Origin of the sequence: Flagellimonas lutaonensis (genome assembly GCF_000963865.1) — a bacterium.
In the GTDB taxonomy this organism is placed as follows: Bacteria; Bacteroidota; Bacteroidia; order Flavobacteriales; family Flavobacteriaceae; genus Flagellimonas_A; species Flagellimonas_A lutaonensis.
The window spans coordinates 925799-948163 of sequence record NZ_CP011071.1 but is presented as its reverse complement, the minus strand read 5'-3'; the positions used below and the strand labels follow the sequence as shown (position 1 = coordinate 948163).

Genomic DNA, 22365 nt, shown 5'->3' with positions numbered 1-22365 from the left:
CGGATAGATCAAATCTGAGCAGTTCGTTTACACTGGTCACTTTCATCCGGCGAAGGTGGGTCACTTTACCCGGCTTATCCAATCTTTACAAAATGGATGGTACAAAAACGATTTAGTAATAATACCATCAATACTTATGAAAGTATGTTGTTGCTCTTTTTTCATCAAAATAAATGAGGTTATTTATTATTGAACAATTGGAAAAAATTAAAATATAATTATAAGTGAAGACTTACCCTTTTTCGTACAGCGGTTAAATTAAACAAAATGTTTTTTCAAAGGGGCATGCCCCTTTGAAAAACCTCTAAAAATTCTTTCGGGCTGCTTCTTCCCAGAGACTTATGGGGATGGAACCGATTGTATTCCTCCCTGAAGCGTTCCGTTTCCATATTTACTTCCTCGATGTCCCTGAACAAATGGGCATCGAGTACATCTTCGCGATATGTCCGGTTGAACCTTTCGATAAAACCGTTCTGGCTCGGCTTGCCCGGTTGTATGTATTTTATCTCGATATCCTCCACTTCGCAATAGTTGACAAAGACTCTGGATAGGAATTCGGGGCCGTTGTCCACTCTTATGGCCAAGGGCTTGCCATGGATCTCTATGGCCTCCCTTAGGTACTCCACCACCCTTATTCCGGGCATGGAGAAGTTTCCTTTCATACAAAGTGCCTCACGGTTGAAATCGTCCATCAGGTTGAACACCCTGAAGTTCCTTCCCGTTATCAGGCTGTCGGACATGAAGTCCGCGCTCCATACCTCCCTTGGGGCATCGGGTACCTCCAGCGGCTCCTTTATCCGCTTGGGCAATCGCTTCTTGGTCTTTCTCCTTAGTTGTATGCCCAAGAACCGGTAGACCCTCAGTACACGTTTACGGTTCCATTTATGGCCTTGCTTGCGCATGCGGTTATAGAGCCAGTCGAAGCCCCGGTTCGGCTTGGCCTCTGCAAGTTCCGTCAACTTGTCGATGACCTGCGTATCGTCACGACGGCTCCGATAGTACCACATCGAACGGCAAAGGCATACTATCGTACAAGCACGTGAAATGCTCAGCCCCTCTTCCTTTACGATGCCTTCCGCCAGTTCCCTGCGCCCGCAAGGCCTCAAAGCTTTTTTTCGATGATGTCCTTTAAAATCCTATGGTCAAGGCTCAGGTCTGCGTACATCGCCTTGAGTCTCCTGTTTTCTTCCTGCAAAGACTTGAGCTCCTTGAGCTGTTGGGCGTCCATACCACCGTACTTGCGCTTCCAACTGTAAAAGGTGGCCGTGGTGATACCCTTGTCACGACAGATGTCGGTGACCTTCATTCCCGAATCGTACTGGTGGAGCATGGACACAATCTGTGCTTCCGTGAATCTGCTTTTCTTCATAAGCTAAAAATAATTGATTTTTAAACTGTACGAAAAACAGGGAAGCCTTCATAAGCAGCTTGTTTAAAGAGTTTCCTAACAAATACTTGAGAGTAAAAGAATTTAAAATTTATAAAAAATGTTGAGCATTATAGTCCTTGGAAAAAGTAATGTTGTAGACTCTTGAAAAAGTTGTGATGAAGTACTGTTTGATATTATCCTTTTTGAATTGCCAAGATTAAAACCATTTACACCAAATTCCCATGGAGAGTCCTCTTTGTTATAAAAAATAGAGGCACCAATATTATTGTAGTCGAACTTATTGCTCTCTGTTAGGTTATTATAAAGGGTCTGTTTGTAGGACCCTTCAATCTTCCAATCTTTTATATCATAATTGAATTGTATCTCAGCATCTAGTAGATTCGTTTTATTAGAGAAGTTCAAGCTTTCATTTATTGAAAAATTATTCTGGAGACCTATTGCAATATTTGGATAGTCTTCAAATAAAGTCTTCATATTAAAATCACTAATTAATGTCTTTGCCTTATTGGTAGCTAAAATGCTATTGTAAAAAGTAGGAAAAGAGTTTTCGCTCCATATATTATTTACGGACATCTTCCAATATGGTCGACCATAAGTTAAACGCAAATTAATGTTATATCTATCTCCATCGTCTTGTACATTAATTGGAGTAATTGAGCCACTTATCCCTGAAAAATTAAACGAATTAATTATCTGATTTCGATATTTACTATAACTTAATGATGTATAGATGCTAAGACCGTAAGGCCTATAATTGCTTGCCTTTAAAACAAATGTTTCCGAAATGGATTGTTGAAGATTAGCTTGGCCTCCATAAATTATATTAAAATCTTGGAGCCTTAGGCCTGGAAATCTTTGAAACGAAAAGGGTGCGTACCTTTCTTTACTATAAGAAAAAGAGATATTAAAATTATCACTTCTTTGCCACTCCAGACTAAATTCTGGCAATAAATTTTGATTGACAACTGACTGTCTTCTATCATCAAATTTATCAATCCAATATAAGTATTGATAATCCAAATCAAAGTTTAAATTAAAATCACCAAAAATTTGTTTATATCCCAGTCCAAGTAAAATGTTAGCATATGTACTCGAAAAAAAATTATTGAAGTTGGATATTTCAAATAACGAATCAGAATCTAGTAATTGTCCTAAACCTGTATTTATTTTGATGTTATTTATTTCACCTTTGATTTTTGATGTAAGCAGGTTCGTACGAGAAGGTTTATAATAGTCCTTTATATCATATTTAAATTCATTCCGCTTACTTACTTCTGGGCTTTGCAACAAATACCGATTGGCAGTCATAAGGTTTAGTGAATTCGGATAAAAATTTATGTTGCTATCCCATTGCTGAATTTTATTCGAGTCATACCAATAATAGGCTAAATTAGCAACCGCAGAGTTATTTTCAGTGAACTTTTTTGCCACATCAAGACTAATCTCTAGATTCTCATCCCGTAGATTATTTGAAGAGGTATAATCACTTTCAACATCTGACATAGTAATATTGGTTTCCTTTGAGGTGTTCTTTGCTCCGCTATATTCTGCCAAAAATGACAATTTAAAATTCTCTTGGGGTGTAAACTTATAATTTAATTTAAGAAGGTTGAGGCGACTTGAACTATTGGCAGAATTTACCCTTCTTTCTGGGTTTTGATTTGCTAGATATATTCGGCTGCTGAACATATTTGATTCATAGTCATCTTTGAGTCCAATTGCAAAAAGGCGGAGCTCATTTTTTTCATCAGGATTCCATTGGTTGTTTAATCCTGCAAAAAAATGATCATTTTTATTAAAATCACTTTGTGATATAAATCGGGCTACTGGAGATTTTAGAATTTCCCTAAATTTTTCTGGGGTAAGTTCCCCTTCGAATGAAATATAGTCTCTTATTGTGAAAGACCTTTCGGGAGTATTATTATAATCGGCAATTAAGTTTGAAATAAATTTTGGTCCGTATTTAAACAAGCTTGGATGAAAGCGATACTTTTCTTCTACACCTAAACCCGCTTCTATATCTCCAAAAACAAACTTTTTTTTATCTTCCTTTAACACCAGATTCATAGCCATATCTTCAGAATCTATAAATTCCTTCAAAAAAGAAGTTTCATTAAAACCATCGATTATCTGCACTTCATTAATGGCGTCCGCAGGAATATTTTCAACAGCCATTTTTGTTCTACCATCAAAAAAAGTTTTACCCTCAACCAATACTTTAGTCACCTTCTTATTGTTAACAATTACCTCACCGTCTTTAGTCACATCTATTCCAGGTAACTTTTTTAATAGCTCAGCTAATTTGCGCTCCTTTCCCGACGCAAAGGAGTCTACTTGATATAACAAAGTATCTTTCTTAATCTGTAAGGCGGGCTTATATTTAATTACTACTTCTTCAAGAATGTTAGGGGATTCATACATTACAAAATCCATTGCCAAGTCCTTATCTTTGACCTGCAAATTTTTTTCAATGCTTTGGTATCCTATAAAAGATATTTTTAGTTCATAGGTATTGTTGGAACGTATGGGAACTCTAAAACGGCCATCAACACCAGAAATTCCAAAAGACGGGGGAAACTTACCTTCTTTGTTTAGAAGCAATATATTTGCGCCCTCAAGGCCTATGTTTAACGAATCTGTTACCTTTCCAATAAAAAAAACTTGCTCCTGTGAAGAAACATTTAAATTAAAAAGAGTGATAAAAGCAATTGGTAGAATAAATGATTTCAACAACTCCAATTAATAATTCAGATTGTATTAGTCAGGTGTTACTTTTCTACTCGCCCTTAGTAGCTTGACAAAATCACTTTCGCTTATAGGATTGGTTATATTGGGTACTTCGAATTTCTTTATTCCTTCTCTTGGATTCATAGTAGCCTCCTCCATTACGTAGACTATTGAACCTTTTTTCAATTCTAGAATAAGTCCAGGTAGCCCACCATAACCTGCCGGGCCATAAGGTAAAGATAATTTTGGAGTATACCACGCTTCCACAATGCTGTACGTTGAAGTTCTTTCATTGAAGACCTTTAAAGTAGCTTTATAGGCTTTAAATTCATCTATTGTTTTAGACTCATTAGATAGCTCCCAGTCTTTCATATGAGAATCATTGACTATAGTATACTTTTTTCCTCGAATCTTATAATAATAAAAGGCGGTTCTTTTTTTAGAGTCTTGATACCATTCCATCAAGGCATTTGTAGCGACCCGAGCTAATTTAGCTGTTCTTTCATCTTGAGTAACATAGGGGATATATTCAAATATTGAGTTTTCTGATGTATATCTCAAAGAAAATTTCATCTGATCAATTTCATTTGCTAATCGCTTAGCGTATTCAGAATCTCTTTTATGTGTATCTGTTGTATATGTTTTGTATATAATCTCCCCTTCTTGCCCATACAAGATTGTAGAAAATAAGAAAAGAAAAAATAGAATCAATTTTGCCATAATAATTTTGTTTGTCTGCATTTCATTCCTTCACTTAAATTAAATAACAAAATCAAAATGAAAAAACCATCTAACTATTATAAATTTTTTCTAATAGTTAGATGATTTAATTTATTTATTGATTCGCTCGTTGGCAATCACCATATGCAAGGGTGTAAACCAGTTCAAGTTCTCTAGCTGTGGCATCAGGATAAACCGATTCATAAAACGCGACCTCGTTGCAAGCAACGGTGTGGCAATCAGTATAATCAAATGAAAAAGCTGGTTGAAATGCACAAAGAGCAATCAATAGTGCGAAAACAAATTTAAACTTACTTTTTTTCATAGTATTTAAGGTTTAAGAATTAATAAATCATTTGATTAAATTTTAGTTTTGAAACCAATCATTAGAATGAAAAGGAATATAGTCTCTGGTCAAAATTATTTTGGCTAAATCTATTTCCAGTGATTCAATGGACAGGGCGGCCAAAGTATACCACCCACAGCGGATGAAAGTGAGCAGTGTAAACGAAGTGCTTAAAATCGATTCATTCGTGTGTTAAAATTAATGATTATTCCTTAGTTTTTTTCTCATCGATTCCCCTTTTATGTCGATCCTATGTGCAGTATGCACCAAGCGGTCGAGGATTGCATCGGCGATGGTCTTTTCCCCGATGATCTCGTGCCATGCCTCTACGGGTAGCTGGGACGCTATTATCGTCGAACGTTTTCCGTGCCTGTCCTCTATTATTTCCATAAAGGAGTGCCTGTTGATATTGTCCAAGGGCTTTAGGCCGAAGTCGTCGAGTATCAGCAGGTCCTGTTTTTCAAGTTTGTTGACCTGCTTTAGATACGAACCGTCGGCTTTCGAGGCCTTGAGCATGGTAAAGAGTTTTGCGGTGTTGAAGTACATGACCTTGCGCCCCGTCGAGCAGGCCTGGTGGCCTATGGCGGAGGCCATATAGCTTTTGCCCACTCCCGTGCTTCCCGTAATAAGGATGTTCTCCTTCTTATCGATAAATCCGCAGGACGCAAAACGTTGCACCTGGTTCTTGTCGATGTTCCTTTCGGGGGCGTAGTCGATGGCCTCCATAACGGCACTGTACCTGAACCTTGCGGCCCTGGTCAGGCGTTCTATCCTGCGGTTCTGCCTATCGTCCCATTCCGACTGCATAAGGTATGCCACCAGTTCATCGTTGGTGTAATCGATGCTCTGCGACGAGAGACTGGTGTTGAAGGCCCTTATCATTCCGTGGAGCCTTAATTGTTTCATCTGTTCCAATGTCTGTTCGTTCATATGATCTGTTTTTATGGTTATCATTTGTAATAGTTTCCTCCCCTGATGTTCTTGTGGTCCGGTACTTCGATGTTTTCCTGCGGATCCTCCTCCAGTGCGTCCCATCCCTTTTTCAGGATACGCTCCACCATGTTGTAGCTGTACGCCCCGTAGTCCGATGCACGCCTACAGGCGTTGTCCAGTCGCCGGTCCCCCACTTTCTTGGCCAGATGGAGTATGCCAAGGCACGATTTATAGGACTGTTCGGGATGTTGTTTCTTGTCGAGTATCCCTATGATGTACCCCTTGCAGGAATCCCCGATATGGCCCGCCCAGGCGATGAACTTCTCGCTGCTCCATTCGCTGACGAACCTGTGGTGCGAGGGCATATGCTCCGCCACGGTGGTGTACCCGTACTTCTGTCTTTTCCTTGTATGGGCGGCCAGCCGCTCGTGTTTATGGTATATCTCGACGAAGCTATCGGTATATATGATCTTGACCTGCTTGCCGATGTGCCGGTAGGGTACGCTGTAATAATGCTTGTCCTTGCCAAGGTAGGTGTGACTGTTCTTGTGGACGGTGCCCTTGGCATATGACCTTATCTCGTACCGCTTCAGCGGTAGGGGTCCCAGTTCCTGTCGTTCCACCTCTTCGAACATCGAACGTCGGGAGTATTCCCTTCCCCTGAACGACCTGTCGTTGTGCGTTTTCAGGAGCCCCGATATGGCCTTGTTGATATCTGCCTTGCTGTGGAAGGTGCTGTTGCGCAACGGTGCGAACACCCGGGTATAGATTATCCTGACGGCATTCTCGACGATGGCCTTGTCCCTCGGTCTGTACGCCCTTGTGGGCAGTACGGCCGTTTCATAATGTTCGGCAAAGTCGGCGAAGGTGTCGTTTACCTTGGGTTCGTAGCGGCTGCTCTTGGTAACGGCCGATTTTAGGTTGTCCGTTACAAGGGCACGGGGCACGCCCCCGTAGAACCAGAGGGCGTTCTCGGTACAGCGCATAAAATCTTCAAGTTTTTGGCTGGCACAGGCCTCGACATAGGTATACTGGCTGCTGCCCAGAACACATACGAAGACCTCCAGTTCTTGTAGCTCCCCGGTATGTTTATCCACAACGCTGAGTTTTTTGCCCGTAAAATCGATGAAGAGCTTATCGCCCGCTTTGTGGGTGAAGTGCATCACGGGCGAGACCTCCTTGGCCCATTCCCGGTACCAGTACCTGAACTGTGAGAGCTTGAACCCGTCAGGATGCCTTGCGTAGTATTCCTCCCATAACAGTTGCTTGGTAACGCCCGTCTTGCGTAGTTCTTTGTCAAAATAGGGGAAGTACTTCTCCAAGGTCTTGAGCTGATCGCTCTTGGGCTTTTGGTCCGATCTGAAGAGCCTGTGGATCTCCTCCAGGGTCATTGCCGATACCTCGTAAGGGGTCAGTCGGTAACGCTTGAAGAAGTCGATGTACTTGCTGACCGTGTTCCGGGAGAGGCCCAGTTGCTTGCTGATCTGACGTTTGCTTACGCCCTCGCCGTACAGTTTGAAAATCCTTTTTGCCTTGCGCATATCTATCTGTTTGTTTGCCATTGTCCTTTTTTACAAAAGAACCCATGGGAACTCACAAATAGAATCGATTTTTTAGTGGTTCACTTTCGTCCGCCCGAGGTGGCTCACTTTGCCCCGCCGCGCTATGCTCATTTTAGTCCGCCCAAGGTGGTATACTATGCCCGTTTTTTGCAGATTCAACAACAAACTCTTCAATTCTATTGATTTCGGAACCATTTTTCAGAACAATTAATGTTGGAACAAACTTTATGTCATAGAGATTAACAATATCTTCAGGCAAATTTTTTCCGCGATTAATCCCATATATTTCTAAATCGACATTGCTCACATCTTCAATGTAGTCAACTATCGCACCAAATTTGGGTAAAAAAGATTTGCTATCTGAGCACCAAAGCCCGACAAATAACTTGAAACTTATATCCGGGAACTCATTTAAAATGGAATCTAACACATCAGTATCCAATGAATAATTGTCGTATTGTATTTGATACCACGGATATTCTTTGGAATCATGAAACATTGAAATTGATAATAAACCTAATTTCTCATTAGCATTGGATTGTGCAATAACAATATCATAAGAAATAACACATAAAAATATTAGTATTAATCTCATTTTATGTAAGATTATTACTACTTTTTAGACAGTAAATATATTAAATATTTGTAAGATGAAAAATTTGTTTATTTTTGGATTTACTTGCTAATATTGCCTTAGAAAGGGCAACAAAACACTAAGTGTATAACTTTCAGAGATATGCTTATCAATAAATCTTAGAAAGGTAGATTAGTTTTGATTTCTTCCTATTAAACCTAACAGTTTAAAACTAGAGTATTTTCGGGGGAATAATTGTTTAACCCAAAGGAGGCTGGTTCGAGTCCAGTCCCCGCTACAAAGGAAGCCTCATCAAATTATGATGGGGCTTTTTATTTGAAATGCCTACATTCGAAGCATGGATGCAATCAATGACTTTCTCTCTGCCATGCTGCCCTACACCGAATGGGCCATGCTCATTCTTTTGATCGGGGGCGGAATATTTCTAGCCTTTTACTCTAAATTCATGCCCTACAGGTACTTTGGCCATGCCATTGCGATTACCACGGGCAAATACGACGACAAGAACGCCAAGGGAGATGTAAGCTCGTTACAGGCGTTGTCTTCGGCCGTGGCGGCAACCGTGGGCCTTGGCAATATCTCTGGGGTGGCCATTGCCATTTATATGGGTGGGCCAGGGGTTATTTTTTGGATTTGGATAACTGCCCTTTTAGGGATGGTCATAAAATTCTACTCCTGTAGCTTGGCCATTATGTACAGGGGTGAAGATTCGGAAGGAAAAATTCAAGGAGGGCCGATGTTCTATATTACCCACGGAATTGGAGAAAAGGCAAAGCCCTTGGCGGTTTTCTTTTGCTTGGCGGGCCTGTTCGGGTTCTTAGGCGTCTTTACGGCCAACCAGTTTACGCAGACCTTTGTGAACGTGGTCAAACCCGATGAGAACTTGGTTCAGTTAGGTAAATTCAACTGGAAGCTGATAATCGGTATCGTCTTGGCACTCATAACCTCTTTTGTGATTTTTGGCGGACTGAAAAAAATTGCCAAGGTAGCCACCGCCATAGTACCCTTTATGGTTTTGATTTATTTCTTGGCCGTTGCCGTGGTGATGGTCATGAACGCTTCCGAAATAATTCCATCACTGAAACTGATATTTGTAGAGGCCTTCAACTTTAAGACCGCGGTGACCGGTGGTTTCTGGGGCCTTGTTATATTGGGGGTGCGTCGCGCCATGTTCTCAAATGAGGCTGGACTGGGGAGTGCCCCGATGTACCATGGGCAATCAAAGAACGACGAACCCATTCGAGAAGGTTTGGTCGCTATGTTGGGGCCGTTCATAGATACTATTGTTGTTTGTACCTTGACCGCCGTGGTCATTATCTTGAGCGGGGCTTATTTAGAGGCCGAGAGCAACGGCATCATCATGACGCTGATTGCCTTTGAGAAATCACTGTTCGGTATGGGTCATGTACTTTTGATGGTAATTGTGGCTGCTTTTGCATTGTCTACCCTGTTCACATATTCGTATTATGGCGTCAAATGCCTGTCGTTTTTGACCAATGCCAAAATAGGCAGGTTTTTTAACTGGTACTTTGTGGGCACCATTGTTTTTGCTGCGGTGGCCTCGGTCGATCTGGTCATCAACCTGATTGATTTGGCCTACGCCCTGATGGTGATCCCGAACATGATAGCCGTGCTTTGGCTGGCCCCTAAGGTCAACAAAGCAGCCAAGGAGTATTTTGTAAAACGAAGACATGAAAGAACATAAATCGGGCTTTGTCAACATAATCGGCAACCCCAATGTGGGTAAATCTACCTTGATGAACGCTTTTGTAGGGGAGAAACTTTCCATTATCACCTCAAAGGCGCAGACCACCCGTCACCGAATTTTTGGTATTGTCAACGGCGATGATTTTCAGGTCATTTTCTCTGACACCCCGGGAATCATCAAACCGGCCTACGAACTTCAAGAATCGATGATGGGTTTCGTGAAATCTGCCCTTGAAGATGCCGATATATTGCTCTACATGGTTGAAATTGGGGAAAAGGGGCTGAAAGATGAGGCCTATTTTAATAAAATCAAGAACAGCGAGATTCCCGTACTGCTTCTATTGAACAAAATCGACATGGCCGACCAGAAACTATTGGAAGAGCAGGTGCAATATTGGCAAGAATTGCTTCCTAAAGCAGAGATCCATCCTATCTCAGCCCTGCAGAACTTCAATGTTAAAGAGGTTTTTCATAGAATACTGGAATTGCTTCCCGAAGGGCCGGCCTATTACCCCAAAGACCAGTTGACCGATAAACCCGAACGTTTTTTTGTTAACGAAACCATTCGTGAGAAAATCCTTTTGAACTATAAAAAGGAAATTCCATATGCGGTTGAGGTGCTGACCGAAGAATTTCTTGAAGACGATGACATCATAAGAATACGATCGGTAATCGTGGTCGAACGCAGCACCCAAAAAGGCATTATCATCGGTCATAAGGGGGAGGCCATTAAACGTGTTGGCATTCAGGCCCGAAAAGATTTGGAAAAGTTTTTTGGCAAACAGGTACATATTGAGCTGTTTGTGAAGGTCAACAAAAATTGGCGGAGCGACCCCAACCAGCTTCGAAGGTTCGGTTATAATTCTTGACCTTTATTGACCGAACGTAGGCACTCATTGAAGAATTGGTGCAATTGTTCCATTTGCCCTTTGCCCTTTGCCTTGCCCAATCTGCCGAAAAGATATAGGGCAATCCACACTACCACCAAGAGCACCATACCCACGATCAACAAGGTAATATCGTGCCCCAAAGAATGTTTCGAGTAGGCCCAAATGCCCAAAATGACAAAACAAGTGGCCACCCCAAAGTGCAAGAACATAAAGAAGGTCCACAGCACAGGATTGGGTCCGTATACCCCGTGAATCTTGGTCTTGCCCTCTTCGAAGTCAGTCAGCTCGAGATGCAGCTGTGGCGACCAGAACGTGGTGTGCTCTTTGCTGAACCGAATAAAAATATGGTCATCTAACCGCTTCATTAAAAACGGACTTTTTTGGGCGGTGTCAAATATGCGCTGTACGGTTGATTTGGGTTGCCTGGTTTGAACGTTGAACCTTGGCCGTAATACAATATCGTTGGGCAATGCCTTCATGCTGCGCGATTTCGCCGTTTCAATTTAAGAATTCCCTATAAAACATTTTAAAAACCAAGAGAAAGATTCGCCATAGTTTGTGGAGGTCGGGGTACTATTGGCGTAAAAGATACCGCCATGTTTCATTTCGTTTCGAACTATGTGCTGATAATAGTACCTTTGTGCCCAATTTGTAGCGTATGGGAGCCATAGTTGCCATTGTGGGAAGGCCCAATGTGGGCAAATCAACTTTTTTCAATCGGTTGATAAAACGCCGTGAAGCCATTGTCGATGAGGTCAGTGGGGTTACACGCGATCGCCATTATGGAAAAAGTGACTGGAACGGAAAAGAGTTTTCGGTCATTGACACCGGTGGCTATGTAGTGGGTAGCGACGATATTTTTGAGAAGGAAATCGATAAACAGGTAGAGCTTGCCATCGACGAGGCCGATGCGATCATTTTCATGGTCGATGTCGAATCGGGGGTCACCGGTATGGACGAAGACGTTGCCAAACTGCTCAGAAAGGTCGATAAGCCGGTTTTTTTGACAGTCAATAAAGTTGACAACACCCAGCGGGTGGCCGATGCAGTGGAATTCTATTCTTTGGGTCTTGGGGAGTATTATACCGTTTCAAGTATCAATGGCAGCGGCACTGGCGAATTGTTGGATGCCCTGGTGGAAGTGCTCCCTGAAAGTGCTGAAGAAGAAAGCGAGCTGCCACGTTTTGCCGTGGTGGGGCGGCCCAATGCAGGTAAATCGTCTTTTATCAATGCCTTGATAGGTGAAGAGCGATATATTGTTACCGATATCGCCGGCACTACACGCGATAGTATCGATACCAAATACAACCGTTTCGGATTTGAGTTCAATTTGGTCGACACGGCAGGTATCCGAAGAAAAGCAAAGGTAAAGGAAGACTTGGAGTTCTACTCCGTGATGCGCTCGGTTCGCTCAATCGAGCATTGCGATGTGTGCCTTTTGGTCTTCGATGCCACCCGTGGATTCGACGGCCAAGTGCAGAACATCTTTTGGTTGGCACAACGAAACAACAAGGGCATTGTTATATTGGTCAATAAGTGGGATTTGGTAGAGAAAGAGACCAATTCGGTGCGCGATTATACCAAGGCCATTAAAAAGCAGATCGAGCCCTTTACCGATGTGCCCATTGTCTTCATCTCTGTGTTGAACAAGCAGCGAATCTTCAAGGCAATCGAGACGGCGGTCGAGGTGTACAAAAATCGCTCAAAGCGCGTGCCCACCCGAAAATTGAATGATGTGATGCTGACCATTATCGAAAAAACCCCTCCACCTGCGTATAAGGGCAAATATGTAAAGATCAAGTTCTGCACACAATTGCCAACCCCTTACCCGCAATTTGCTTTTTTCTGCAACCTGCCCCAATATGTTCGGGACCCCTACAAAAGATTTTTAGAAAACCAGCTCCGCGAACATTTTGATTTTACAGGCGTGCCGATTACCATTTTTATGAGGAAAAAGTAGGTGTGGAACAATATTTGTGGCATTTTTTGACAATAAATGACCACCTATATGAAAAGACTCCTTCTCTCGTTTTTTCTTGTAACGTCATGTTTATATGCTGTTTTAGGGCAAAAAAATGTACGGCAAGATTCCATTTCTGAAGTTTGGGAGAACATCCACCTGCATATTAACAAAACCACTTTTACAAAGGGTGAACGGTTATGGTTTGCAGCATACGTACAGAATCAAAAAGCAAAGATACCGTCTTTTTCGACTACGAATCTCCGGCCAGGCGGCTATGGCGAGTAGCGTTGCAAGCGTAGCTTGCATTAGCTAGGGGTCGCCATTAGACGCATATTCGCTATAGCCCCTTGATGTGCACAGTGCCTTCAGTGAGGAGCGAATGGCCCGATTATGGTTTCAATGTTAAATATAGCGAATATGCAGTCGTACTGCCTGGCCGATGTGGCACAATAGCTCAGGAGGGAGTTTTGCCGTAGGCAAACGGCCTGAGCGACCGAAGGTATTGTGCCACATCACGTAGCTATCTACAATAAAGAAGGTAAAGTTATCAAGCACAACTTGTTCTATGTTGAGAATGGTATGGCCAGAGGCGATTTTGCCATTGATTCCACTTTGGCCGATACGGAGTATACGCTGCTGGCGTGGACTAACTACATGCGAAACTTTAAAAACTTAGAGCCCTTTCGGCAAAATATAACCGTTCTAAAAGATGATATTACACATGAAGATGATTCAAATGGCGGCATAAGTATAACATCCTATCCAGAGGGGGGACATTTGATTTCAGGGGCTTATAATCATATTGGAATATTAGTTAAAGATGATGTAGGTCAGGAGGTATCGGTCGATAATATCACATTGGTTGATGAGACAGGCAAGCTTATACGGAGCAATATCACCACCAATGCCTTGGGTATGGGCAAAACAGGATTGATGATCGAAAATGGTAAACGCTATTTTTTGAAATTGCAGAGGCCAGACGGTTCAATGGTTACGATTGCACTTCCAGAAGCTGTCAAGAATCAAATTGGTTTGAGTATAGATAATAATGGTCAAGACCAAATACTAGTGAAGTTGGTGGCATCAAAGGCGACTTTCAATGCTAAAGACGACAAAAGTTATTCCATAGCCATATACAGGGATGAATTCATTCATTTTGAAAATGCTGAAATCAATCCTGATGAACCGGTCATTTCATTGCGGCGTGAGCAATTGCCTTTTGGCATCCTCACTGCAGTACTCTTTGACCAAGAACAGAAACCCATAGCCTATAGAATGTTCTTTAACCATAGACATAATGAAACAAGGTTGACGGATTTAAAAATTGATCATTGTTTGACAGCTTTTGGTGATTCAATTCAAATCGATTTAATATTGCCAAAGGCTATCCAAAATGAAATCAATGTAAGTATATCCGCTCTCCCCGGTCAAAGTTTATCCTACACCCCCGACAATTCCATCATCACCTCATTTCTTCTCCAACCCTATATCAAAACCTATTTTGAGGATCGTTATTTTTTTGAAAACCAAGACAGAAAAAAGCGTTTTGAGCTGGACAATCGTTTGCTCATAGAAGGTTGGGGAAGATACGATTGGGATTCAAAAAAGTTGCAAAAAGCAAAAATGGATTTTGAAATGGAAAACGGAATCTCATTCCAAGGCAAAGTAATCGATGCGGATTTGAATGAGGAAAACCAAGTGTATTTTACGACTGATTTTTCAGCGGCCATGCAATTTGAAGAACTTGGTAACGATAAATCCTTTGCAGGAAATATGGTTCTTTTTGAAGGCGATTCGTTGGGAATAACTTTAATAGGTAAGAAAGGAAAACTAAGAAAACCAGAGGTTGAGGTTCAGTTGTCCGAAAATGTAAAGGCTATCGATGATACCAAAAATTGGTTGACATGGAAAGTTTTAAACAGACAAGAAGATGTGGGTACAGAAGAGATAATCGACCAATCTTTGAATATTGGGGAACGAATTATTGTTCTGGAGGAGGTAACAGTAGTGGATAAGTCAGTTAATACAAATAAAACAGATATGTTTATACCTAAAAGTAGTCTTTTGCCAATATCTTAAGGCAGGATAATCGGTGATGAAGAAATCAAAAGATACAATAGTGTTCTAAGTTATCTGATGACCTTGGGATATAAAAGGTCTATGGGGTTGGATGCAGATGGTTTTCCTTTTGAGATGTTGCTTTCTCCTAAATCCAATGTGCCTGTTTCTGTGAATATAGGTCTTCTCAATATGCCCCTCTCAAGTGTTCAAGCTATTTATTATGACGTAGATAAAAAAGTCTATGTCAATATAATTCTGCGATCTAACCACTATGAATTACCAGAGAATAGGAATAAGTTTGCGAAGTTCTTGATTGAAAAAGGTTATGCACAACCCCAAGAATACTTTACGCCTAATTATGCTGATTATACAAGCTCGGTATTTAAAAAGTATGGAGCTTTGGATTGGAAGGCCAATATTTCGGTGGGTGCTGATATTCCAACTTCAGTAACCGTACCCATTAAAAATCAAGAAGAACTGCTGCTATATGTTGAGGGCATGAGTGCTGATGGTTCACTGATTTCTATCTCTAAGGAATTTAGGACACGTACAAGTTCACAAACCGAAATAGGTTCAGATTGATTTTTTCAACTAGTTCAATCTGCAGCACATATTCGACTTTCACAAGTAGTTTTTATAAAATGGTCTTCACCCACATTTTGATTTTACAGGCGTGCCCATTACCATTTTTATGAGGAAGAAATAGGTTTGCTAGAAGCTAGAAGCTTAGCAAGTTAATGTCTTACGTCTAACAGCGCAGCTGTCTAGAGCCCAATGTCAAACATCTGTGGGCATGGCAAATATCACCACCCCCCAGAAGCACCGCCACCACCGAAACCGCCGCCGCCGAAGCCACCGGAGAATCCGCCCCCGCCAAAGCTGCCACTGCCAAAGCCACCGCCAGAGGAGCCCCGGTAACCGCCACGGCCCATGTTGCTGAGAATGATGATGTCCCAAATATCGAGTCCACGGCCCCCGCGGCCTCCCCGGTTGTTGCCACCTCCCCGGTTTCTACGGCTGGCCAAAATGATGAAGATGATCATGAAGATTATAAACGGTAAGAGCGCTCGAAACGGGAAGCCTCTATTGTTGCCAAATTCGCGTTCTTCTTTGAACCCACCGGTCAATACCTGAAAAATGGCATCGGCCCCGGCATCCAGTCCACCGTAATAATCCCCTTGCTTGAATTTCGGAATGATTCTAGTTTCGATAATGCGTTTGCTCAGGGCATCGGTCAACAAGCCTTCGACACCATACCCTGTGTTGATGGCGATGCGGCGGTCGTCTTTGGCCAAGAGAATAAGAATGCCATTGTCTTTGTCGGCCTGTCCGATGCCCCATTTTTGCCCCCATTGGGCACCCAAGTAGTTGATGTTATCTCCTTCGGTCGAACTGATGATGGCCACCACGATCTGGGTCGAGGTACTATCGGCATAGCGAATGAGTTTTTGTTCCAGCGAGGTTTTTTCAGCTTCAGACAAAAGGTTCACATAGTCGTAGACGCTGGTTTCCTTTTCGGGTTTGGGCGGAATAGCAAACTGTGCCCAGCTAAAATGGGACATGAGAAATGTGAGAGCGGTACATAAGGCTATGGCCGTTTTCGAAAAAACAGTTGCGTTCCTTCCCCATGGGGCTGTTAAGAGGGGCCTATCCTTTTGAAACTTCATCGCTCAATTCGTTCGTGTCGTTATGGTCCCACGGAAAATGGGCCTGCAATTCTTCGCCTGCCTTCAAAACACCCTGAATGATGCCGTTCTTGAAGTCCCCTTTTTTGAAATATGAGGCCATTAGGTCGCGTGTCGAATCCCAAAAGCCTTTTGGCACCACTCGGTCGATGCCCTTATCGCCGTAAATCACGAACTTTCGATCCTTGACGGCTACATAGATCAACACGCCGTTCGCATCCTTGGTGTTGTCCATCTTTAGCATATGGAATACTTGCTGGGCGCGGCTGAAATGGTCTATTTTGGCTGTGGGCTCTATATGCACCCTGATTTCACCTGAAGTATTCTTTTCGGCCTCTAAAATGGCCTTGACAATCTCTTGCTCTTCCTCAGCGGTCAAAAAATCCTCGACTGCAGACATGTCTAATCAAAATCGAATTCGACTTCTGGTGCGTCTTCCGCACCGGCATCTGATTTGAAAAGCGGAACGGGGTCAAAATTGGCAATACTGGCAACCAGGTTGGTAGGAATCTGCTTGATCTTGATATTGTACTCACCAGCAAGCTCGTTGAACCGATTTCGTTCTACGTTGATTCTGTTTTCGGTGCCCTCTAACTGTGATTGCAGTTCTAAAAAGTTTTGGTTTGCCTTTAACTCGGGATATCGCTCAACGGTTACCAACAACCGAGATAGGGCAGAAGACAGCCCGGTTTGTGCCTGTTGAAATTGTGCCAATTGCTCAGCCGTGATGTTTTCGGCATCGATGGTGGTCGAGGTGGCCTTTGCACGTGCCTCAATAACATCCTTTAAAGTACCCCGCTCAAAATCTGCGGCCCCTTGTACGGTCTTGACCAAATTGCCTATCAAGTCGTTTCGCCGTTGGTAAGAACTTTCGACATTGGCCCATTGTTTGGTGGCCTGCCCCTTCATGTCTACAAGCATGTTGTTGGTTCTTACGTACCAGCCTCCCAGAATAACGGCCAGCACAATGAGTATTATGGGAATCAACCATTTTTTCATTTTCGTATGTTTTTAGTGTTTAAGCATATGCTCTTGATTAGTAGGCCGGCAAGTAATATTGTTACATGATCAAAGTTGCTCTTTTATTTTTTGCAGCTCGGCCTTTACTTTTTGCAGTTTTTGGATGACCTCGAAATTGGAGGTAATCTTTCTCTTTTCTTCCTTGAGGTGTATTTTGGCACCCTCTAAAGTAAAACCCCGTTCTTTGACCAAGTGATGGATAAGCTGCAGGTTTTTAATGTCTTCAGGGGTGAACTTTCGATTGCCCTTTGCATTCTTTTTGGGCTGTAGCACATCAAATTCCTTTTCCCAGAACCGAATCAGCGAAGTATTGACCCCAAAGGCCTTGGCCACCTCGCCTATCGCATAATATCGTTTTTCAGGAAGTTCTACGTGCATTAGTCAAGCGATTGGTTTTCTTGGTTGGCAAATTTCAACATGTTCTCAAATTCTTCAGCGGTCAAACTGCCATAGTAGAAGTTGATGGGGTTGATGCGGTCACCATCTTTCCAGACCTCATAATGTAGGTGTGGTGCCTCAGAACGGCCCGTGTTGCCCACAAAACCGATAAGGTCGCCCCGTTTTACTTTTTGCCCGACGCTGACGTTGTACTTGCTCAAATGGGCGTAAAGGGTCATGTAGCCGTAGCCATGGTCTATTCTAATATGTTTGCCATAGCCCGATGACCGGTTGTCGGCACGGGTCACCTTTCCATCTCCCGTGGCGTAAACGGGCGTTCCCCGGGGTGCGGTAAAATCCATGCCCCAATGCATTTTTCGGGCCTTGGTAAAGGGATCCGAGCGCCAACCATAACCAGATGCCATGCGTGTCAGGTTTTCGTTGCTGACAGGCTGTATGGCCGGTATGGCGGCCAATAGTTTTTCTTTCTCTTCGGCCAATTTGGCAATCTCGTCCAACGATTTTGACTGTATGACCATTTGTTTTTGAATGATGTCCAACCTTCGGGTGGCATCGATGATGATTTCCGAATTGTTGAAGCCTTCGAGTGATTTGTATCGGTTAATACCCCCGAAACCAGCCCGACGCTGCTCTTCAGGTATGGGGTTGGCCTCAAAATATAGGCGATAGATATTGTTGTCGCGTTCTTCGATGTTGGCCAAGACCTGCTCCATTTGGTCCATCTTTCGGTTCAAGATCTCAAATTGTAGCTCGTAATTGCGCACCTCGCGCTCTAAAGAAAGCTCTTTTGGGGTGTTCAAAAAGTCTGTGTTGAGCAAAATGATCAATCCCAAAAAACCAAAAAGAAAAGAACTGAGCAGAAAGAAGAACATGTTGCGGTACTTTCTAGACTTCTTGGGCTCTATCTTTCGATACGATAGCGTATCGGGATCGTAATAGTACTTTACTTTAGACATGAAGGGATTTTGTCCTATTTTTGAACGTTCATTTTTTCCAGAACAAACAAATATAAAAATTGTTTTGTTCAGTCTGTTAAAATTCTTTAAAGCACTGCTATCATAATGACATCCCAACAGGTTAGAGATCAGTTTTTAAGCTTTTTCAAGTCTAAGGGGCATACCATTGTGCCCTCTGCGCCCATGGTCATCAAAGATGATCCCACCCTCATGTTCACCAATGCGGGCATGAACCAGTTCAAAGAATATTTCTTGGGCAATTCAAAGCCGAAGCATCCCCGTGTGGCCGATACCCAGAAGTGTCTGCGTGTCAGCGGTAAGCACAATGATTTGGAGGAAGTCGGTAAAGACACCTATCACCACACCATGTTCGAGATGCTGGGCAACTGGAGTTTTGGGGATTATTTCAAAAAGGAGGCCATCAACTGGGCATGGGAGCTGCTGACCGATGTCTACAGAATCGATAAAGACCGTCTGTACGTGTCAGTTTTTGAGGGGAGTGATGATGCCGATAATCTTGGGATGGACAAGGAAGCCTTTGCCCTTTGGAAGGCTATCGTGCCCAAAGACCGCATCATCATGGGCAGTAAAAAAGACAATTTTTGGGAAATGGGCGACCAAGGTCCCTGCGGCCCCTGCTCAGAGATACATGTTGACATACGACCTGATGCCGAAAGAAGAAAGGTAGATGGGGCCACACTGGTAAACCAAGACCATCCACAAGTGGTCGAGATATGGAACCTTGTTTTTATCCAGTACAACCGTAAGGCCGATGGCAAGCTCGAAGACCTTCCTGAGAAACATATCGATACCGGTATGGGCTTCGAACGGCTTTGCATGGTGTTGCAGGGGGTGCATTCCAATTACGATACCGATATCTTCAAACCGCTTATCCGTGAGATTGAAATCATTACCGGCAAGCCATACGGAAAAGACGAAGCGACCAATATTGCCATTCGCGTGGTGGCCGATCATATCAGGGCCGTGGCCTTCTCCATTGCCGATGGGCAATTGCCCAGCAACACGGGGGCGGGCTATGTGATCCGTAGGATATTGAGGCGTGCCATCCGCTATGGGTTCACCTTTTTGGATACCAACAAACCGTTCATCCATCGTCTGGTAAAGGTATTGGTAGAACAGATGGGCGATGCTTTCCCTGAGCTCAGAAAAGAGAAACAGTTGATCGAGAATGTGACCAAAGAAGAGGAACACTCTTTTTTGGGCACCTTGGAACAGGGGCTGGTGCTGTTGGATTCCATCATCAAATCTACCAAAGGAAAGAAAGTGGCCGGTGATAGGGCCTTTGAACTGTACGACACCTATGGTTTTCCGATTGACCTGACCGCCCTCATCCTTCAAGAGAGAGGCTATGATCTGGATATGGAAGGATTTGAGGCCGCCTTGCAAGAACAAAAGAATCGTTCTCGTTCCGCTTCAGAGATTTCCAAAGGGGATTGGACGGTTCTGCATAAAGATGTAACACAAGAATTTGTGGGTTACGACAAACTGGAGGCCGAGGTCAAGATCGTAAAATACCGCAAGGTAAAAAGCAAAAAGGAAGGCGAGCAGTACCAATTGGTGTTCAACGTGACGCCCTTCTATGCAGAAGGGGGTGGACAAGTGGGTGATAAGGGCTATCTCGAGGCTGCCAATGGAGATGTCATCTACATTGTCGATACCAAAAGAGAAAACAACGAAATTGTGCATTTTGCCGAGAACCTCCCAAAAGAAACCTCAGGAACCTTTAAGGCCGTCGTTGACAAGAAGCAACGCGAACGCACCGCGGCCAATCATACGGCCACCCATCTCTTGCACCAGGCCTTGAGGGAAGTATTGGGCGACCACGTTGAGCAGAAGGGGTCGGCGGTACACTCAAAATATTTGCGGTTCGACTTCTCACATTTTTCAAAACTCATCCCAGAGCAACTGCAAGAGGTCGAGCGTATTGTAAATGCCAGAATCGATGCACAGCTGCCCTTGGAGGAAAAAAGAAGCATACCCATGCAAGAGGCCATGGCCGAAGGTGCCATTGCCCTGTTCGGCGAAAAGTACGGTGATACCGTGCGTACAGTTCGCTTTGGGCAGTCGATAGAGCTCTGTGGGGGTACGCATGTCAAGAATACGGCAGACATCTGGCACTTCAAAATAGTGTCAGAAAGCGCTGTTGCGGCTGGCGTAAGGCGAATAGAAGCGATTACCTCTGATGCTGTAAAAGAGTTCTATCTTACCAACAATAAAGCCCTGAACGAGATAAAAAACCTCTTGAACAATACCAAAGACCCTGTAAAATCTGTCGTGGCCCTTCAAGAAGAGAACGCCCAGCTTAAGAAACAGGTTGAGACCCTGTTAAGGGACAAGGCCAAAAATCTAAAGGGCGACTTGCTCAACGAAATGCAAGAAGTGAACGGCGTCAACTTTCTGGCCAAAAAAGTCGATTTGGATGCCGCTGGCATGAAAGACCTTGTATTTGAAATGGGGCAGGCCAAAGACAATATGTTTGTGTTGCTGGGGGCCGAGAATAACGGCAAGGCCCTGCTTACGTGCTATATCTCAAAAGAATTGGCTGCTGAGCGCAACCTAAACGCAGGCGCAATTGTGCGTGAGTTGGGCAAACACATACAAGGGGGCGGGGGCGGCCAACCTTTCTTTGCCACCGCAGGTGGCAAGAATCCAGCAGGAATTCAGGAAGCTCTTGGCAAGGCCGAGGACTTTATCAAATAATAGCTCCCCTCAATGACCAAGGAGGGGCAGAGCTAAAATGACGCCTATGAAAAAAATACTCGTTGGAGCCATTCTCGCCCTCGCCGGGGTCTTGATCTACAAATCATGCGCTGATGACAATGAGCAGAAGAAAATCCTGAGAGAAAACTCAATGCTCATTCAACAGCAGATCGAGAATGTCAGCAAACTGATCGTGACCGAGGGGCACTTTGCCGAGGTCTACAGCTACGCTGATTCCAAAGAGTTGTTTGGACCATTGGTCACCGCCGACAAAAAGGCATTGGTGGTCGTAAATGCCGAGGTAACGGTGGTCTACGACCTTTCAAAAATAGATTTTGAGGTCGATGCGGAAAGCAAAACGTTGACCATCAAAAATGTTCCCGAACCTGAGATCAAGATCAATCCCGATTTTGAATATTATGATGTTTCTGCGGATTACCTCAACCCATTTGAGGCCGATGATTACAATGCCATTAAACGAACTGTCAATGTTTCATTGCTCAAAAAGATAAAGGCATCCAACCTGATGTCAAACGCTGAGAACCGTCTGGTCTCTGAACTCTCTAAGTTGCTGGTGCTGACCAACAGTATGGGGTGGACGTTGGTCCATGACCAAACTCCAGTGACTGATCAAGACGATTTGGACATTTTTAAAGATTGATCTGTCACATTGTTCCTTCTTTGTCGTCC

At 43.4% G+C, this 22365-nt stretch carries 20 protein-coding genes; 7 read left to right on the top strand and 13 right to left on the bottom strand.

The features are described from left to right. Window positions 1–275: 275 nt before the first annotated feature. The 7 genes from VC82_RS04545 to VC82_RS15215 form a co-directional block, all read right to left on the bottom strand. Window positions 276–1369, bottom strand: a protein-coding gene (locus tag VC82_RS04545) for an IS3 family transposase (RefSeq protein ID WP_157517987.1) whose coding sequence is annotated in 2 segments (ribosomal slippage) — window positions 276–1108 and window positions 1108–1369 — 1095 coding nt in all. Because the reading frame shifts where the segments join, the coding sequence is not laid out codon by codon here. A gap of 102 nt (window positions 1370–1471) precedes the next feature. Continuing rightward, on the bottom strand, window positions 1472–4120 hold the full coding sequence (locus VC82_RS04535; protein WP_045801316.1) for a TonB-dependent receptor: 2649 nt from the start codon (window positions 4118–4120) through the stop codon (window positions 1472–1474). Window positions 4121–4147: 27 nt separating this feature from the next. Then, on the bottom strand, window positions 4148–4837 hold the full coding sequence (locus tag VC82_RS04530; protein WP_170218310.1) for a GLPGLI family protein: 690 nt from the start codon (window positions 4835–4837) through the stop codon (window positions 4148–4150). A gap of 115 nt (window positions 4838–4952) precedes the next feature. Next, complete coding sequence (locus VC82_RS15520; protein WP_157517985.1) at window positions 4953–5162, bottom strand: hypothetical protein; 210 nt, start codon at window positions 5160–5162, stop codon at window positions 4953–4955. Window positions 5163–5381: 219 nt separating this feature from the next. Further along, window positions 5382–6113, bottom strand: a complete 732-nt coding sequence (gene istB, locus VC82_RS04525) for an IS21-like element helper ATPase IstB (RefSeq protein ID WP_045803220.1) — start codon at window positions 6111–6113, stop codon at window positions 5382–5384. Between the two features lie 20 nt (window positions 6114–6133). Then, on the bottom strand, window positions 6134–7678 hold the full coding sequence (istA, locus tag VC82_RS04520; protein ID WP_045801074.1) for an IS21 family transposase: 1545 nt from the start codon (window positions 7676–7678) through the stop codon (window positions 6134–6136). Window positions 7679–7790: 112 nt separating this feature from the next. Continuing rightward, a complete protein-coding gene (locus VC82_RS15215) occupies window positions 7791–8273 on the bottom strand; it encodes a thioredoxin family protein (RefSeq protein ID WP_052698913.1) in 483 nt (160 codons plus the stop codon). 337 nt (window positions 8274–8610) lie between these two features. Between VC82_RS15215 and VC82_RS04510 the strand changes: the two genes are divergently transcribed. After that, entirely contained in the window at window positions 8611–9978 is a 1368-nt protein-coding gene (locus VC82_RS04510) for an alanine/glycine:cation symporter family protein (RefSeq protein WP_045801314.1), read from the top strand. Continuing rightward, window positions 9965–10849 (top strand): GTPase Era, encoded by an 885-nt coding sequence (gene era / locus VC82_RS04505; RefSeq protein ID WP_045801313.1) that lies wholly within the window; start codon window positions 9965–9967, stop codon window positions 10847–10849. Before VC82_RS04510 ends, era begins: the two co-directional genes overlap by 14 nt. Here the strand turns inward: era and VC82_RS04500 are convergent. Next, window positions 10837–11349, bottom strand: a complete 513-nt coding sequence (locus tag VC82_RS04500; RefSeq protein WP_045801312.1) for a hypothetical protein — start codon at window positions 11347–11349, stop codon at window positions 10837–10839. The two genes, era and VC82_RS04500, sit on opposite strands and share 13 nt — an antisense overlap. Window positions 11350–11528: 179 nt before the next feature. Between VC82_RS04500 and der the strand changes: the two genes are divergently transcribed. The 3 genes from der (at window position 11529) to VC82_RS04480 (ending at window position 15476) form a co-directional block, all read left to right on the top strand. After that, on the top strand, window positions 11529–12830 hold the full coding sequence (der, locus tag VC82_RS04495; protein ID WP_045801311.1) for a ribosome biogenesis GTPase Der: 1302 nt from the start codon (window positions 11529–11531) through the stop codon (window positions 12828–12830). 507 nt (window positions 12831–13337) lie between these two features. Continuing rightward, window positions 13338–14912, top strand: coding sequence for a hypothetical protein (locus tag VC82_RS04485; protein ID WP_045801309.1), 1575 nt, complete (start codon window positions 13338–13340; stop codon window positions 14910–14912). Window positions 14913–14993: 81 nt separating this feature from the next. Then, a complete protein-coding gene (locus tag VC82_RS04480; protein ID WP_045801308.1) occupies window positions 14994–15476 on the top strand; it encodes a hypothetical protein in 483 nt (160 codons plus the stop codon). 221 nt (window positions 15477–15697) lie between these two features. On the opposite strand, the gene VC82_RS04475 is transcribed toward VC82_RS04480, so the two are convergent. From VC82_RS04475 to VC82_RS04455, 5 genes are all read right to left on the bottom strand, one after another. Next, window positions 15698–16456 carry a TPM domain-containing protein gene (locus VC82_RS04475; protein ID WP_045801307.1) on the bottom strand — a complete coding sequence of 253 codons (759 nt, stop codon included), beginning with the start codon at window positions 16454–16456 and terminating at the stop codon, window positions 15698–15700. Window positions 16457–16541: 85 nt separating this feature from the next. Beyond that, entirely contained in the window at window positions 16542–16979 is a 438-nt protein-coding gene (locus VC82_RS04470; protein ID WP_045801306.1) for a TPM domain-containing protein, read from the bottom strand. Between the two features lie 2 nt (window positions 16980–16981). After that, the gene (locus VC82_RS04465) at window positions 16982–17578 is read right to left on the bottom strand and encodes a LemA family protein (protein ID WP_045801305.1); all 597 of its coding nucleotides are present in this window, start codon (window positions 17576–17578) and stop codon (window positions 16982–16984) included. Window positions 17579–17647: 69 nt separating this feature from the next. Beyond that, window positions 17648–17977, bottom strand: a complete 330-nt coding sequence (locus VC82_RS04460) for a MerR family transcriptional regulator (RefSeq protein WP_045801304.1) — start codon at window positions 17975–17977, stop codon at window positions 17648–17650. Further along, window positions 17977–18954, bottom strand: coding sequence for a M23 family metallopeptidase (locus VC82_RS04455; protein ID WP_045803247.1), 978 nt, complete (start codon window positions 18952–18954; stop codon window positions 17977–17979). The genes VC82_RS04460 and VC82_RS04455 overlap by 1 nt, the downstream gene beginning before the upstream one ends. 105 nt (window positions 18955–19059) lie before the next feature. On the opposite strand from VC82_RS04455, the gene alaS reads away from it, so the two are divergent. After that, entirely contained in the window at window positions 19060–21675 is a 2616-nt protein-coding gene (gene alaS, locus VC82_RS04450; protein WP_045801303.1) for an alanine--tRNA ligase, read from the top strand. 46 nt (window positions 21676–21721) lie between these two features. Further along, entirely contained in the window at window positions 21722–22336 is a 615-nt protein-coding gene (locus tag VC82_RS04445; protein ID WP_045801302.1) for a DUF4230 domain-containing protein, read from the top strand. Window positions 22337–22365 lie beyond the last annotated feature (29 nt).